General features: G+C 54.6%; 16 protein-coding genes. 3 read left to right on the plus strand and 13 right to left on the minus strand.

Annotation, left to right across the window (positions count from 1 at the left end):
- Positions 1-70: 70 nt before the first annotated feature.
- The gene (locus H7A81_RS01005; RefSeq protein ID WP_182056458.1) at positions 71-766 is read right to left on the minus strand and encodes a pirin family protein; all 696 of its coding nucleotides are present in this window, start codon (positions 764-766) and stop codon (positions 71-73) included.
- 363 nt (positions 767-1,129) lie between these two features.
- Between H7A81_RS01005 and H7A81_RS01010 the strand changes: the two genes are divergently transcribed.
- The gene (locus tag H7A81_RS01010) at positions 1,130-1,621 is read left to right on the plus strand and encodes a GNAT family N-acetyltransferase (RefSeq protein ID WP_058960055.1); all 492 of its coding nucleotides are present in this window, start codon (positions 1,130-1,132) and stop codon (positions 1,619-1,621) included.
- 67 nt (positions 1,622-1,688) lie between these two features.
- On the opposite strand, the gene ggt is transcribed toward H7A81_RS01010, so the two are convergent.
- Positions 1,689-3,440, minus strand: a complete 1,752-nt coding sequence (gene ggt, locus H7A81_RS01015) for a gamma-glutamyltransferase (protein ID WP_182056460.1) — start codon at positions 3,438-3,440, stop codon at positions 1,689-1,691.
- Positions 3,441-3,642: 202 nt separating this feature from the next.
- Here ggt and H7A81_RS01020 point away from each other — a divergent pair, with 202 nt between their 5' ends.
- Positions 3,643-3,921, plus strand: coding sequence for a DUF2756 domain-containing protein (locus tag H7A81_RS01020; RefSeq protein WP_058960053.1), 279 nt, complete (start codon positions 3,643-3,645; stop codon positions 3,919-3,921).
- On the opposite strand, the gene ugpQ is transcribed toward H7A81_RS01020, so the two are convergent.
- The 10 genes from ugpQ to H7A81_RS01070 all read right to left on the minus strand — a co-directional run bounded on the left by ugpQ (position 3,918) and on the right by H7A81_RS01070 (position 14,083).
- Positions 3,918-4,661 carry a glycerophosphodiester phosphodiesterase gene (gene ugpQ / locus H7A81_RS01025; protein WP_160868401.1) on the minus strand — a complete coding sequence of 248 codons (744 nt, stop codon included), beginning with the start codon at positions 4,659-4,661 and terminating at the stop codon, positions 3,918-3,920. The genes H7A81_RS01020 and ugpQ overlap by 4 nt on opposite strands.
- Entirely contained in the window at positions 4,658-5,731 is a 1,074-nt protein-coding gene (locus tag H7A81_RS01030; RefSeq protein ID WP_058960051.1) for a sn-glycerol-3-phosphate import ATP-binding protein UgpC, read from the minus strand. Before H7A81_RS01030 ends, ugpQ begins: the two co-directional genes overlap by 4 nt.
- Positions 5,732-6,577, minus strand: coding sequence for a sn-glycerol-3-phosphate ABC transporter permease UgpE (ugpE, locus tag H7A81_RS01035; protein ID WP_182056462.1), 846 nt, complete (start codon positions 6,575-6,577; stop codon positions 5,732-5,734). It abuts the gene before it with no gap.
- Positions 6,574-7,461 (minus strand): sn-glycerol-3-phosphate ABC transporter permease UgpA, encoded by an 888-nt coding sequence (gene ugpA / locus H7A81_RS01040; RefSeq protein WP_034827026.1) that lies wholly within the window; start codon positions 7,459-7,461, stop codon positions 6,574-6,576. Before ugpA ends, ugpE begins: the two co-directional genes overlap by 4 nt.
- A 61-nt stretch (positions 7,462-7,522) precedes the next feature.
- Positions 7,523-8,839, minus strand: coding sequence for a sn-glycerol-3-phosphate ABC transporter substrate-binding protein UgpB (ugpB, locus tag H7A81_RS01045; protein WP_034827028.1), 1,317 nt, complete (start codon positions 8,837-8,839; stop codon positions 7,523-7,525).
- 285 nt (positions 8,840-9,124) lie between these two features.
- Complete coding sequence (gene livF, locus H7A81_RS01050) at positions 9,125-9,838, minus strand: high-affinity branched-chain amino acid ABC transporter ATP-binding protein LivF (protein ID WP_034827030.1); 714 nt, start codon at positions 9,836-9,838, stop codon at positions 9,125-9,127.
- A gap of 1 nt (position 9,839) precedes the next feature.
- Positions 9,840-10,607, minus strand: coding sequence for a high-affinity branched-chain amino acid ABC transporter ATP-binding protein LivG (livG, locus tag H7A81_RS01055; protein ID WP_034827032.1), 768 nt, complete (start codon positions 10,605-10,607; stop codon positions 9,840-9,842).
- Positions 10,604-11,875: a high-affinity branched-chain amino acid ABC transporter permease LivM gene (locus tag H7A81_RS01060; protein WP_182056463.1), complete on the minus strand. Its 1,272-nt coding sequence runs from the start codon at positions 11,873-11,875 to the stop codon at positions 10,604-10,606. Before H7A81_RS01060 ends, livG begins: the two co-directional genes overlap by 4 nt.
- Entirely contained in the window at positions 11,872-12,798 is a 927-nt protein-coding gene (livH, locus tag H7A81_RS01065; RefSeq protein WP_166933945.1) for a high-affinity branched-chain amino acid ABC transporter permease LivH, read from the minus strand. The genes H7A81_RS01060 and livH overlap by 4 nt, the downstream gene beginning before the upstream one ends.
- Before the next feature lie 157 nt (positions 12,799-12,955).
- Positions 12,956-14,083, minus strand: a complete 1,128-nt coding sequence (locus H7A81_RS01070) for a branched-chain amino acid ABC transporter substrate-binding protein (protein WP_045815772.1) — start codon at positions 14,081-14,083, stop codon at positions 12,956-12,958.
- 404 nt (positions 14,084-14,487) lie between these two features.
- Here H7A81_RS01070 and panM point away from each other — a divergent pair, with 404 nt between their 5' ends.
- Entirely contained in the window at positions 14,488-14,874 is a 387-nt protein-coding gene (panM, locus tag H7A81_RS01075) for an aspartate 1-decarboxylase autocleavage activator PanM (RefSeq protein ID WP_058960046.1), read from the plus strand.
- A 147-nt stretch (positions 14,875-15,021) separates the two neighbouring features.
- On the opposite strand, the gene rpoH is transcribed toward panM, so the two are convergent.
- Complete coding sequence (gene rpoH, locus H7A81_RS01080) at positions 15,022-15,879, minus strand: RNA polymerase sigma factor RpoH (RefSeq protein WP_034827057.1); 858 nt, start codon at positions 15,877-15,879, stop codon at positions 15,022-15,024.
- Positions 15,880-15,905: the final 26 nt, after the last annotated feature.

The raw sequence follows: 15,905 nt of genomic DNA on the forward strand, positions 1-15,905 counted from the left end.
CCCAACGAAAAGTCAGCAAACAATGCAAGGTCGCCATAAAGGCAACCTTGCAAGATTTATTGACAGGCTGTTACACCGGCGGCAGATCAAACAGCAGAATCTCTGCATCGCTGTCAGCGTTGATGGTCAGCGCGCTTTCATCCCAGATCGCCAGCGCATCACTGGTACCGACCTGTTCGCCATTCACGCTCACCAGACCTTTTACCACCTGAATCCACACACGACGACCCGCTTCGACAGTCACCGCGTCGGCTTCGCCCTTAGCAAGCACCCAGCGCGACAAGGTCATGTCCTGGAACACTTTCAGCGATCCTTCACGCTCATCCGGGGACAGGACAAACTGGCGACCTTTCACATCCTCGAAGCGGCGCTGCGCATAGCGTGGCTCAATGCCTTTGCGCTCTGGAATGATCCAGATCTGATACAGATGCAGCGGATCTTTATCACTGGCGTTGTACTCTGAATGGCGCACGCCAGTACCGGCGCTCATGATCTGGAACTCACCTGCCGGGATCTGCTCTTTGTTGCCCATGCTGTCTTGATGTTCCACGGTGCCAGACAACACATAGGTCAGGATCTCCATATCTTTATGCGGATGGGTACCAAAACCCTGGCCGCCATCAATCACGTCTTCATTGATAACGCGTAAGGCCGAGAAGCCCATAAAGTTGGCATCGTAATAGTCGGCGAAAGAAAAGGTGTGCCAGCTATCGAGCCAACCGTGATTGGCGTGACCGCGTTCTTCTGCTTTGCGTACGTAGATCATGTTCAATTCTCCTCAATGTTTTTTACAGTGTGTGCCTGAGAGAGATTGATTGATAGCTGAAAAACTTCACGCCTCTGTTCAAAAATGCTGAACGTTTTAGTGGTGATCGGACAATGAGGATGAAAGAGGCAAATAGCAGGCAAAAAAAAAGCCAGCACCCGAGCTGGCTAAGAAACACTGGAAGCAATGTGAGCAATGTCGTGCTTACCCGGTAGTCAGGAGACGTTCCCGGTCCGCATGACAATAATAATCATTATCATTCGCGTCTGTAAACCCCTTTTGAGAATTATTTTCGATTGACGACTCGCGAGAATTCCTTGATGTTAAAGGGGATTTTATTCACTTTGCACAAGGAGTCGCTTTATGAGTCAGATCGTCATTCGCCACGTAATCCCAGAAGATGCTGCTGCACTAACACGTCTCTACAGCCAACCGGAGACCCAGGCGAATACATTGCAACTGCCACACCAGTCACCCACGCTATGGCAGGAACGCCTTAGCAATCCACGTCCGGGTGTGCATATGCTAGTGGCAATGATTGACGATCAACTGGCTGGGCAAATCACGCTAGAAGTGCAATCTGTCGCACGACGTCGCCATGCCGCTACCTTTGGCATGGGCGTTGATCCCGCCTTTCACCGTCGCGGCGTAGGCTCGGCGCTGATGGCTGCGATGATTGACCTGTGTGACAACTGGCTACAAGTGACACGAATCGAGTTAACCGTGTTCGCTGATAATCATAAAGCGATGGGTCTTTATCAGAAGTTTGGCTTTGAGATCGAAGGGACAGCGAAGCGTTTTGCCATGCGCGACGGCGAGATGATTGATACGCATTACATGGCGCGATTGAAATAACTTGCGCGATGAATCGCGCCGCTACAACTCGTACTGAGGCGGTAGCGGCGCACTTTATTACGCTAAATTAATAACCGGCACTCAAATCATCCACCGAGCGCGGATCCGAAGCACCGTAACGCATGCCGTCCGGCCCAATCATAATGCTCTGCGTGCTGCCCATCGCGGGCATCACTTTTACATGCTGACCTTTAGCTTCCAGCAAACGCAGCGTATCCGGGCTAAAGCCTTTCTCCACGCGTAGCTGATCCGGTAACCACTGATGGTGGAAACGCGGCGCATTGGTCGCTTCCGCTACGTTCATACCAAAATCGATGCTGTTCACCACCATTTGCAGTACGGTGGTGATGATACGGCTGCCACCAGGGCTGCCCGTCACCAGCCAGGTTTTGCCGTCTTTGGCAATGATAGTCGGTGACATCGATGACAATGGACGTTTAGCCGGTTGCACCGCATTCGCCTCGCCGCCCACTAAACCATACACGTTTGGTGTGCCCGGCTTAGCGGAGAAGTCATCCATTTCGTTGTTCATCAGGATACCGCTCTGCCCGGCGACAATGCCGCTACCGAAATAGGTGTTCAGCGTGTAGGTCACGGCGACCGCATTACCGTCTTTATCCACCACCGAGAAGTGGGTGGTTTGATTACTTTCGTACGGCTCAAGCTTACCCGGTTTGATTTCGCTGGAAGGACGCGCTTTGTTGACGTCAATCTGCTGCGCCAGGGTTTTGGCGTAGGCTTTGCTGGTCAACGCCTGCTGCGGCACTTTGACGAAATCAGGATCGCCAAGGTATTCCGAGCGGTCGGCATAAGCGTATTTTTCCGCTTCCGCCATCACCTGCATAGCGTCCGCACTGCCAAAGCCCCACTTCGCCAGATCAAAGTTTTCGAGGATATTCAGGATCTGCACGATGTGAATCCCACCTGAAGACGGTGGCGGCATTGAGAACACTTCATAGCCGCGATAGGTGCCGCTGACCGGTTTACGCTCTACCGCGCGATAGGCGGCCAGATCCGGTTTGCCAATCAATCCGCCATGCTGTGCCATTTCTCCAGCGATCTCATCGGCAATGTTGCCTTTGTAGAACGCATCCGGCCCTTGTTGAGCAATCAGTTGCAGGCTGTGCGCGAGGTTTTTTTGCACCAGACGCTCACCTTTTTGATACGGCTTGCCGTCTGCCTTGTAGAAAATCGCCCGGCTGTTGTCGTGATTGATCAACGTCTCTTTGCCGTAGGTCGCCAAATCGTCCGCCAGCGCATCGTTAACGATGATGCCCTCACGCGCCAGTTTAATCGCCGGTGCCAGCAGTTTACTCAGCGGCAGCGTACCGTATTTTTGTGCCGCCAGCGCAAAACCAGCAACAGTGCCCGGTGTGCCCGAGGCTAAATGGGACGTGAGCGACAGTTTAGGGTCAGCATTACCCTGCTTATCGAGGAACATATCGCGTGAGGCACGCGCCGGCGCCATTTCACGAAAATCGATCGCCGTGGTGCGTCCCGAGGCGGTACGCAGCATCATAAAGCCACCACCGCCGAGATTACCGGCTTGTGGATGAGTGACGGCTAATGCGAAGCCCACTGCAACGGCCGCATCCACGGCATTACCGCCCTGCTTCAGAATATCGACGCCCACCTGGGTGGCTATCGCATCCACCGACGCCACCATACCGTGCTGCGCCTTCACCGGATGGAAGGTGTCACTGTCCACGCCGTATGACACCGGTGGCGCGCTGGCGGGCGCAGCAAACGCCCCCTGTACCACGGTAAAACTCATCAATAATGCCCAGCCAACCTGGCGCACGCTGCCCTTTAGTCTCATTTGCGATCTTCCTTTGCGGTTATTTACATTTGTTATTTTTTGATGCAAGTGTTTGCAAACACGATAAAAAGCGTAGCAGTAAGCCAAATTCGGCGCACTCCTGGTTCAGGACTTTGTGACATCGCATAAACTTATGACAGCAGCCTTGGTTGCCAGATCATCGGTAACCACACACAGCAGGCTGCATTAATGGAGGAAGACCATGAAAAAATGGCTAATTGTGATTGCCGCATTGCTGCCACTGAGCGGCATGGCGAACATGCTCAACAATACGAATGAGCCTTTTAAACCCGGCTATAACCCGAGCCAGCAGCGGATGCAAACGCAGATGCAGGTTCAGCAACAGCAGCAGCAGCAAAAACTGCGTCAGGATCAGCAGCAGCAGAATCAGGAATTACAGCGGAAAATGCAGGAGCGAAGGGATAGCGCCCAGCAGCGCATGATTCAGCAACAGCCGGGCCAGCAACAAAACCAGAATTAACGGAAGTCGGGACCGATAATGTCGATGCGGTCAGTACAGATGGCATCGACGCCCCAGTTCAGCAGCTCGCGCGCTCGCGCGGGCTGATTCACCGTGTACACCAAAATATGCAATCCGGCGGCTTTCAGCTGCGTGGTGCGTTCGGCATCCAATAATTTATGGTTCAGATGGATGGAGACGCAACCCAGTGCACTCGTCAGCGCCTGCCAGTCATCGTGCCACTCATCCAGCAATAATCCGCGTGGCAATTCAGGCGCCGCCTGCATCGCTGCTTCCAATGCTTCATAAGAGAAGGAAGAGAGCAGCGGCGCCGTTTGCCCCTGCCACAGTTCTCGCGCGGCCAACGCCACATCGCGTCCGGTTTCCACCTCTTTGCCGGTGGTCGGCTTGATCTCAACGTTCGCCATCATCTGATGCTGGCGGCAGCGATCGGCCACGTCACGCAGCAGCGCCAGCGGCTCGCCTTCATACTCACGGCTGTACCAACTGCCCGCATCCAGCTGCGATAGCTTACTCCATGAGAGATCGCCCGCCACACCCCAGCCGTTGCTGGTGCGATCCAGCGTATCGTCATGCAGCAGGAATACCTGTTTATCATCCGACAGCTTGGCATCAAACTCGATCATGGTATGACCGTACTGCGCACCGACATCTATCGCCGCCAGCGTATTTTCCGGTGCCAGTTTACCGCCGCCGCGATGGGCGACGATCTGTGGGTATGGCCAATTTTCTACACTCATTCCAGACGCTTTCCATGGGTTGAATCGAAGAAGTGTAACGCATCTGGCGGCAGTTGCAGCCATAAGGTGCTGCCCGATTGCGGACGTTCACTGTGCGGCAAACGCACCACCAGACGGGTATTACCGATGCGGCCGTGCGCGAGATTATCCGCACCCAGCATCTCCAGCGTATCGACCACTAATGGAATGCCGCCCGCTGCTTGCGAGCTGAGCACCAGATGCTCAGGACGGATGCCCAACGTAAGGGGACGATTCGCCCACTTCGCTTTGCTCTCGCCCAATGGCAAGCTATTAAGCGCATCGAGCGTAAAGCGCGTGCCGTCGCTGTTGATTTGGCCTGGCAGCAGGTTCATTGCCGGCGCACCGATAAACGACGCCACAAACTGGCTCGCCGGGCGCTCATACACTTCAACTGGCGTGCCCACTTGCTCGACCACACCTTTGTTCATCACCATCACGCGCTGTGCCAACGTCATGGCTTCTACCTGATCGTGCGTCACATACAGACTGGTGGTTTTCAGGCGACGGTGCAGTTGTTGCAGCTCAAGACGCATCTGCACACGCAGGCGCGCATCCAGGTTCGACAATGGCTCATCGAACAGGAACACCGCTGGTTCACGCACGATGGCGCGGCCCATTGCCACACGCTGGCGCTGTCCACCGGAAAGCTCACGCGGACGACGTGACAGCAGGTGATCCAGTTCCAGACTGCGCGCGGCTTCCATTACGCGTTGATCGATCTGCTCTTTACCCATGCCGCGAATTTTCAGGCCATAGGCCATATTCTCACCCACGGTCATGTGCGGATAAAGCGCATAGTTCTGGAACACCATGGCGATGCCACGATCTTTCGGTTCCATGTTAGTGACGCGTTTGTCGTCGATGTAGATATCGCCGGAAGTCACACGTTCCAGGCCAGCCACCATGCGCAGCAGCGTCGACTTGCCGCAGCCGGAAGGGCCCACCATCACCATAAATTCGCCATCGTTGATGGTGATATTCAGTGGCTGAATGATCTGATTTTTGCCGTCATACGATTTGGTGACGGTCTGAAGGGTTACGCCTGCCATTTATTTATCACTCTCCACCAGGCCACGCACAAAGGCACGTTGCATCACGAGTACCACCACCACCGGTGGGATCAGGGTTAATAACATTGCCGCCATCACTTCGTTCCACTGCGTCGGCCCACCGCTGGTGTTGATCATACTTTTCACCCCGGCGACCGCGGTGCTGAGACTGGGATCGTTGATGATCAACAGCGGCCACAGATACTGGTTCCAGCCGTAGATAAAGGTGATCACGAACAGTGCGGCAAGGTTGGTCTTTGACAGCGGTAAAACGATATCCCAGAAGAAGCGCATCGGGCTGGCACCATCAATACGCGCCGCTTCAATCAGCTCATCCGGCAGCGACATAAAGAACTGGCGGAACAGGAAAGTTGCCGTTGCTGAAGCCATGAGCGGCAGGGTTAAGCCACTGTAGCTGTCGAGCATGTGCAGGTTTGAAATCACTTCTACCGTCGGGAAGATACGCACTTCTACCGGCAGCATCAGCGTAATGAAGATCAGCCAGAAGAACAGTGAGCGCAACGGGAAGCGGAACCACACCAGTGCAAACGCGGAAAGCATCGACACCGCGATTTTTCCCACGGTAATGCCCAACGCCATGATGAGGCTGTTCATCATCATCATGCCGAATGCCGGGCCACTGCCGTTGACGCCCTGGGTCCAGATGCGCGAAATGTTGTCCCACAGATGGGTGCCGGGCACTAAGGTCATCGGCACCTGATACACCGCTTCGTTATCCAGCGTGGCGGCGACTATCGCCACGTACAGCGGGAACAGAATGGTCAGGACACCGAGCACCAGCAGGGTATGGCTGAAGATGTCCAGCCCGCGTCGATTCTCAATCATTGGTATTGCACCTTACGCTCGACAAAGCGGAATTGCAGGATCGTCAGGCCAATCACCAGCAGCATCAGCACCACGGATTGCGCGGCAGAGGATGAGAGATCCAGACCGGTAAAGCCTTCGCGATAAATTTTGTAGATCAGCGTGGTAGTGGCCTGCACCGGACCGCCGCCGGTCGCGGCATCGATCACCGGGAAGGTGTCGAAGAAGGCATACACCAGGTTGACCACCAGCAGGAAGAAACTCACCGGGGTGATCAGCGGCAGTGACAGATTGAAGAAACGGCGCACCGGTCCAGCACCGTCAATCGCCGCCGCTTCCACCAGCGATTTGGGGATCGACTGCAGTGCGGCAAAGAAGAACAGGAAGTTGTAGCTCATCTGCTGCCAGATGGATGCCAGCACGATCAGGAACATCGCCTGACCGCTGTTTTGCGCGTAGTTCCAGTTATAGCCAATCTGGTTCAGCAGATGGCTGAACAGGCCGAGGCCAGGGTTGAACAGGAACATCCACAGCACGGCAGCGACCACCGGTGCAACGGCGTAAGGCAGCAGCAATAGCGTTTGGTACAGTTTTTTCAGACGCACCACGTAGTCGACCAGCGCCGCCAGCAGCAGCGAGAAGGTCATGCCGCACACCGTAACCAGTGCGCTGAATTCGATGGTGGTCCAGAAAGAATCCAGGTAATAGCTGTCGCTGAACAGGCGTTTGAAGTTATCCAGCCCGACGAAGGTGCTGGAAATACCAAAGGGATCGATACTTTGCAGCGAATACCACAGCGCTTCACCGGCCGGCCACAGGAAGAAAATAGCAGTAATGACCAGCTGTGGTGCCACCAGCAAATAGGGCAAAAAACGGGAGCGAAAAACGGGGCGTGATGAGGACATAGCAGACTCGCCAAAAGAGAAATCGGGGCTGACGCCATGCGCCAGCCCCGAGACAACGGAATTACTTCACTTGCTGTTCAAAACGACGCAGCAGTTCGTTTCCGCGCTTCACAGCGTTATCCAGTGCAGCCTGTGGAGCCTGTTTGCCCGTCCACACGCCTTCCAGCTCTTCGTCCACAATGGTACGAATCTGTGGCATGTTGCCCAGACGCATGCCTTTGGTGAACGGCAGTGGATCTTTGTTCAGCATCTGACGCGTGGCGATGTCTGCGCCTGGGTTCTTGTCATAGAAGCCCTGTTGCTTGGTCAGCTCATATGCAGCAGTGGTGATTGGCAGGTAACCGGTCTTCTGGTGCCATTCTGCGGCGATTTCTGGCTGAGCCAGGAACTTCATGAACTCTGCTACGCCCTTGTAGGTGTCGGCATCTTTGCCTTTCATCACCCACAGGCTCGCGCCGCCGATGATGGCGTTCTGCGGTGCGTTAGGCACAGTTGAGTCATAAGGCATCATGCCGACGCCGAAGTTGAACTTAGCGTAATGCTTGATATCCGCCAGAGAGCCGGAAGAAGCCGTGGTGATGCCGCAATCGCCGTTGTAGAACTTCGCGGTGGATTCATCTTTACGACCGAAGTAGGTGAAATCACCCTTCTTGTTCATGTCTTCCAGCATCTGGATGTGGCGCACCTGAACCGGCTTGTTGAATTCCAATACCGCGTCGGTACCGTCAAAGCCGTTGTTTTTGGTGGCAACCGGCAGTGCATGCCAGGCGCTGAAGTTTTCGATTTGAATCCAACCCTGCCAGCCGCTGGCGTAACCACAAGTCATGCCCGCTTTACGCAGTGCGTCGGCGTCTTTTGCCAGTTCCTGCCAGGTTTTAGGCGGCTGGTCTGGGTTCAGACCGGCTTTCTTGAAGGCATCTTTGTTGTAGTACAGCACTGGGGTTGAGCTGTTGAACGGCTGAGAGATCAGCTGGCCATTGCTGTCGCTGTAATAACCTGCAACCGCTGGCACGAACTGTTTTGGATCCATCTGCACGCCCGCGTCTTTGAACACGTCATGCACAGGCACGATAGCTTTTGAAGCCATCATGGTCGCCGTACCCACTTCGTAAACCTGCAGAATCGCCGGTGCTTTACCGGTACGCACAGCAGCGATACCCGCTGCCAGGCTCTGCTCGTAGTTACCTTTGTAAGTCGGTACGATTTTATATTCTGGGTGAGCCTGGTTAAAACGTTGTGCCAGAGAATCGACTTCTTTGCCTAACTCGCCTTCCATTGAGTGCCAGAAAGGAATGTCAGTGGCAGCCAGCGCGTTACCACTGAGCGCCAGACCAAGCAAAACACTCATCAGGCGGGGACGAAGCGTAAAAGCGGACATAAGTTTTTTCCTGTGCTGTTAGGTACGCGCGATATCACGCATTTTTTTGTTCGCGAAGTAACATGACACGGGGAAATGACGGATTAATAACAGGTTTATGACGGGAATGTGACGGAGATTGCGCGTATTAGAAAGTTTAAAGTGGCACAAGTTATCTCAAACTTGAGCCACTGTTTAGACCGCCAGCGTTGCAGTCAGACCGTCGGCGGCGCAGCCACCGGAACGTACTCTTAGTACGTGAGGATGGCGAGCACTGCCCAACCGCAAGCTGGCAAGTAAGCCAGGTCAGGCGCCGAGGTAAGCGCTGCGTACCGCTTCGTTGGACAGCAACGCTTCACCACTGTCTTCCAGCACCACATGACCGTTCTCCAGCACGTAGCCGCGATCGGCGAGCTTCAGCGCCTGGTTGGCGTTTTGCTCCACCAGGAAAATGGTCATGCCCTCTTTACGCAACTGTTCAATCGTATCGAAAATCTGCTGAATAATAATCGGCGCTAAACCTAAAGAAGGTTCGTCGAGTAACAGCAAACGCGGCTGACTCATTAGCGCACGACCGATCGCCAGCATCTGCTGTTCACCACCGGACATGGTGCCCGCGCGCTGCACTTTACGTTCAGCCAGACGCGGGAACAGCTGATAAACCCGCTCAATGCGCTCCTGATACTGCTGGCGCGTGGCAAAGAAACCGCCCATCGCCAGGTTCTCTTCCACCGTCATCCGGGAAAACACGCGGCGGCCTTCCGGCACAATCGCAATCGCTTCACGCATGATTTTGGCGGTTTGCCAGTCGGTGATCTCTTTGCCGTCGAAGATAATAGTGCCACTGGTGGCACGCGGTTCACCGCACAGGGTGCCGAGCAACGTGGTTTTACCTGCGCCGTTAGCCCCAATCAGGGTGACAATTTCACCCTGACTGATGTGCAGGTTAATGTTGTGCAGTGCCTGAATTGGGCCGTAATGGGCACTCACCCCTTGCAACGTTAAAATTGGGTTTGCCATATTACGCCTCACCTAAATAAGCACGGATCACATCCGGATTGTTACGCACTTCTTCCGGCGTACCGTTAGCCAGCGGTGTGCCCTGGTTCACCACATAAATGCGGTCAGAAATGCCCATCACCAGCTTCATATCGTGTTCGATTAACAGCACCGAGACCTTATGCTCACCGCGCAGTTCGGCAATCAGTTCGTCCAGTTCGTGGGTTTCGCGTGGGTTAAGTCCTGCGGCAGGCTCATCCAGCATCAGGATTTCCGGACGCGTCACCATGCAGCGCGCAATCTCCAGACGACGCTGCTGGCCGTAAGCGAGGTTGCCCGCCTGGCGATTGGCCAGCTCCAGCAGGCCGATGCGATCCAGCCAGGTGGCAGCACGATCCAGCGCTTCACTCTCCCCGCGACGGAACGCCGGGGTTTTGAACAGGCCGGAGAACACGCCACTTTTCAGGTGCTGATGCTGCGCGACCAGCAGGTTTTCAATCACCGTCATCTCACGGAATAGTCGCACGTGCTGGAAAGTACGCACGATGCCCATACGCGCAATCTTCTGGCCCGGCTGGCCCTGCAACTCCTGATCGCGCAGTTTGATGGTACCGCCGGTCGGCTTGTAAAAACCGGTCAGGCAGTTGAACACCGTGGTTTTACCGGCACCGTTTGGCCCGATCAGTGACACGATTTCCTGGGGATGCAGTTCCAGCGCCACATTGTTGACGGCCAACAGCCCGCCAAAGCGCATCATCAAGCCTTCAACGGCTAACAAAGGCTGACTCATGCCTGCTCTCCTTGTTTACTGCTTTTCAACTTCAGGTGTGGACGCTTCATCGGCAACAATCCTTGCGGACGCCAAATCATCATCAGCACCATCAAACCACCCAACACCAGCATGCTGTACTCGTTCAGATCACGCATCAATTCGCGCGACACCACCAGCAGCACGGCCGCGAGGATCACCGCAAACTGCGAACCCATGCCGCCCAGTACCACAATCGCCAGCACAAAGGCTGATTCGACGAAGGTGAAGGATTCCGGGCTAACAAAACCCTGACGTGCGGCAAACAGCGTGCCAGCAAAACCGGCGAACACGGCGCTGATGGTGAAAGCGGTCAGCTTGATGCGTGTTGGGCTGAGCCCCAATGAACGACAGGCGATCTCATCTTCACGCAGCGCTTCCCACGCGCGACCCAATGGCATACGCAGCAAACGGTTAATCACGAACAAGGTCAGCACCACCAGCAGCAGCGCCACCAGATAGAGGAAGATTACACGATGATTCGGATCGTACTGCAGGCCCGTCAGCTCATGGAAAGTGGTCCAGCCGCCTTCACTGACACGACGTCCAAACTCAATGCCAAACAGGCTTGGTTTAGGAATCTGCGCGATACCGTTTGGACCGCCGGTAATAGAGGTGCTGTTGAGCAGCAGAATACGCACGATCTCACCGAAGCCGAGCGTCACAATCGCCAGATAGTCACCGCGCAGGCGCAGTACCGGGAAGCCGAGCATCAGGCCAAACGCACCGGCGACAATCCCCGCCAGCGGCAGGCTTTCCCAGAAACCAAAACCGTAATAGTGATTGAGCAGCGCAAAGGTGTAAGCGCCGATGGCATAGAAACCACCGTAGCCCAGCACCAGCAAACCAGACAGGCCGACCACCACGTTGAGGCCGAGACCGAGCATCACGTAGATCAGCGTTAATGTGGCGATATCGACACTGCCGCGCGACACCAGAAACGGCCACAGCACCGCAGCAACAATCAACAGCGCCATCACCAGCTTTTGCTTTGGCGTCGAACCATCGAAGCCCGGCAGCACAAAGCCTTTACCGCTGCGTTTGAACTTTCCATGGAACAGCGGGCGCAGCAGCTGGAAGACAAAAACCACCGCACAGCCGGTGAAAATCCAGTTCCAGCGCGCCGCGCCAGCGTTAGCCACCACCAGTTTGGTGCCATCAAGATCAAGACGGACGCCCATAAAGAAAGTGGCGAGAATCAGTAACATCACCGTTGAAATCACGGCATTGACCAGACCGAGGCGTTTCATACTTTCTCTACCTCCGGGCGGCCCAGAATGCCGGTAGGCATCACCAGCAGCACCACAATCAGCAGTGCGAATGACACTACATCTTTGTATTCGGTCGACAGATACGCCGAGGTCAGCGCTTCAGCGATACCGAGCACCAGACCACCAATCATCGCGCCAGGAATACTGCCGATGCCGCCTAATACCGCAGCGGTAAACGCCTTCATCCCGGCCATAAAGCCGATGAACGGGTTAATGGAGCCGTAGAACTGGCCGAGCAGCACGCCCGCCACCGCCGCCATCGCCGCACCAATAATGAAGGTCAGTGAAATCACGCGGTCAGTGTTAATTCCCAGCAGACTGGCCATTTTCAGGTCTTCCGCACAGGCGCGGCAGGCGCGGCCCATACGTGAATAACGAATAAACAGCGTCAGGGCCAGCATCGTGAGGAAGGTCACGACCCAAATCACCAGCTGCATGGTGGAGAGCGTGGCAGCAAAGCCGTTGCTCTCGCCCAGCGTCCACTGGCCGGTAATCAGGCTTGGCAACGCCAGATCGCGCGAACCTTGCGTCAGACTGACGTAGTTCTGCAGAAAGATCGACATCCCAATAGCCGAAATCAGCGCGATTAAGCGCTTAGAGGAGCGCACGGGTTTATACGCCACGCGCTCAATGCTCCAGCCGTAGGCGCTGGAGATGATCACCGCCATCACGAACCCGGCGGCAATCATCAGCCACGTGGTATCGATACCCATCATCATCAGGGCGGCAATCACAATAAAGGAGACATAACTGCCGATCATATACACCTCGCCATGGGCGAAGTTGATCATGCCGATGATGCCGTAAACCATGGTGTAACCAATGGCGATCAGCGCGTAAGTGCTCCCGAGGGTGACCCCGTTGAACATCTGCTGAATGAAATAGAGAAACTGCTCGGACATAGTGAGGACCTGCATGTGGACTAAAAATCCCCTCTCCCTTTTGGCAGAGGGTTAGGGTGAGGGAACAGGCGCGCGGGATCTCATCAAGACGGTACGCGCTGTCCCTCCCCCAGCCCTCTCCGGCAAGAGAGAGGGCCAATCTATTTAAGCTTGGGAATTACTTAACAGCGGTAGAAGAACCGTCTTTGTGCCATTTGAAGACACCAAATTCGAAGCCTTTCAGGTCGCCTTTCTGATCCCAGTTCAGGTTGCCCATCACCGTTGGAACCGCTGCGCCCTCTTTCAGGTTTTTAGCAATGGCATCTGGCTCAGCGCTCTTGCTACGTTCAATACCGGCCACCAGCGACTGAATGGCCGCATAGGTGGTCCAGACGAACGGACCGGTTGGATCTTTACGGTTAGACGCGGTATTGGCTTTGATGGCTTCAACAATCGCCTTGTTCTCTGGCAACTGGTCATAACGTTTCGGCAAGGTGACATACAGGCCTTCAGATGCATCACCAGCGATGTTAGACAGTGAGGCGTTGCCTACACCTTCTGGTCCCATGAAGCCAGCAGTCAGACCGGCTGCTTTTGCCTGGCGCAGAATCTGGCCCAGCTCTGGGTAGTAGCCACCGTAGTAAACGAAATCGACGTTTTCTTTCTTCAGACGCGCAATCAGCGTAGAGAAATCTTTATCGCCCGCGGTGATACCTTCGAACAGCACCACATTGCCGCCTTTGGCTTTCAGGGTTTTCTGCACCGATTCGGCCAGTCCCTGACCGTACTGCTGCTTGTCATGCACCACAGCGATACGTTTTGGTTTGATCTCATTGAGAATGTAAGTTGCAGCGGTTGGACCCTGATCGGAATCCAGACCGGTAGTACGCAGCACATCCGCATAGCCACGCGCGGTCAGCTCTGGTGCGGTTGCCGCTGGGGTGATCATCAGAATGCCTTCATCGTTATAGATGTCGGAAGCAGGCTGAGTAGAAGAGGAGCACAGGTGGCCGATCACATACTTGATGCCGTCGTTAACCACTTTGTTGGCCACTGCAACCGCTTGTTTCGGGTCACAGGCGTCGTCATATTCCACGCCAACCAGTTTGTCACCGTTCACGCCACCTTTGGCGTTGATGTCCTTAATGGCTTGCGCTGCACCGGTGAACTGCATATCACCGTATTGTGCAACCGGACCAGTTGCTGCGCCAACGATGGCAATCTTGATATCTTTCGCCAGTGCCGCGTGGCTCAGCGCCAGCGCAACGCAACCCGCCAGTAATGCGCGTCCTTTACTCATTTTCATGCGAACTTCCCCATCTGTTGTGTCGTGTGTCGTTGTGTTTGGTTTATTTTCTGCCAGTCAAAGAGGAAAACTGATTCAAGAATAATGAGTTAGCGCTCTTTTCTGGCATTTATTGGTAATAAGGCTTTATTTTTCAGGTTATTAAACAGGAACTTTCTTCTGTAAATCAACTGACATATTCAGTATTAGTCGCGTTGCACAGCAGAATCATCTGGTTTTTATGGCCGGTTTTTAGCCAAAATGCCAGCGCGTTATGCTGGCTTTTTCAGCTAACATTGATGACTTCCTCCACAATCCTGGCAAAGCGACTGGCATTTGACCTATTTTCATCGCAAAAAAGTGACAGCACGCTGACTGTCTAAATTCGCTACACTATGGCCTTTCTAGCAGTACAGGTAAGGGTAATGAAGCTCACTATTCAGCGAATCACCGCACTCACGCCGCAGGATCGGTTGGATTTAGCTAAAGTCTGGTCGCAGATCGATATTTCGCAACTTGAGGCTGCATTAAGCGAGACGCAGCGCTTGTATGCGGCAAGGTTTAACGATCGTCTGTTGGGCGGGTTGCAGCTGGAGATTTGTGGCACGCAGGGGAAGATTTCACACCTCACCGTGCGCGAAGTGACGCGCCGCCGTGGAGTCGGGCAATATTTGCTGGAAGAGACTATCGCGCAGAATCGCGCGCTGGCAGATTGGTGGGTAGCCGATGACGGCGACGACGATCAGAGTGTGCGCGCGGCCTTTATGCAGGCCTGTGGTTTTCGCGCGCAGGCCGATGGCTGGGTGCGCTAATTATTGCGGACACGTAATGGCGCGATTTATCGCGCTGTCCTGAAGCGCCAGGGTTGGTGACTGATGCGCAATACATTGCGCGGCTACGGACTGCGGGCAAATAAAAAGGGCGACTATAAAGTCGCCCCGTTTTTCACCTGATGGTTCTCAGGCTTCAATCGCCATACGCAGTTTCTTCATGGCGTTCTTTTCCAGCTGACGCACACGCTCTGCAGAGACGCCATATTTGTCGGCCAACTCCTGCAGCGTGGTTTTGTTCTCATCATCCAGCCAACGGGCGCGGATGATGTGCTGGCTGCGCTCATCAAGGCTCAGCATGGCATCGCTCAGCTTATCAGCAGCGTGCGCATCCCAGTTATCCTCTTCAATGCCGTCGGCAAAGTCTGAGGTTTTATCCTGCAGATAGAGTACCGGTGCCATCGGCTTACCTTCGCCAGCTTCGTCATCCGAAGACATGTCGAAAGTCATATCCTGCGCGGCCATACGAGATTCCATCTCGAGGACATCTTTACTGCTCACGCCCAACTCGCGCGCAACCATCTCCACTTCATCCTGATTAAACCAACCAAGACGCTGTTTGCTTTTACGCAGATTAAAGAACAGCTTGCGCTGGGCTTTCGTGGTCGCGACTTTCACGATACGCCAGTTACGCAGCACGTATTCGTGAATCTCTGCTTTGATCCAGTGCACGGCAAATGACACCAGACGCACGCCAACTTCAGGGTTGAAGCGACGCACCGCCTTCATCAGGCCGATGTTACCTTCCTGAATCAGGTCCGCCTGTGGCAGGCCGTAACCGGAGTAGTTACGAGCAATATGAACAACAAAGCGCAGGTGAGACAGGATCAGCGTCTTAGCTGCATCCAGATCGCCCTGGTAATGCAGTTTCTCCGCTAATGCCTTCTCCTCTTCTGCCGTTAATACCGGCCAGTTGTTGGCAGCCCGGACATAAGATTCCAGGTTACCCAGAGGCGCAATCGCTAAAGTTTGCATTTCTTTGGTCATTCAAACCCTCACAAATTCAATGGACT

This window comes from Pantoea sp. ME81 (assembly GCF_903970985.1).
GTDB classification, from domain to species: domain Bacteria; phylum Pseudomonadota; class Gammaproteobacteria; order Enterobacterales; family Enterobacteriaceae; genus Pantoea; species Pantoea communis.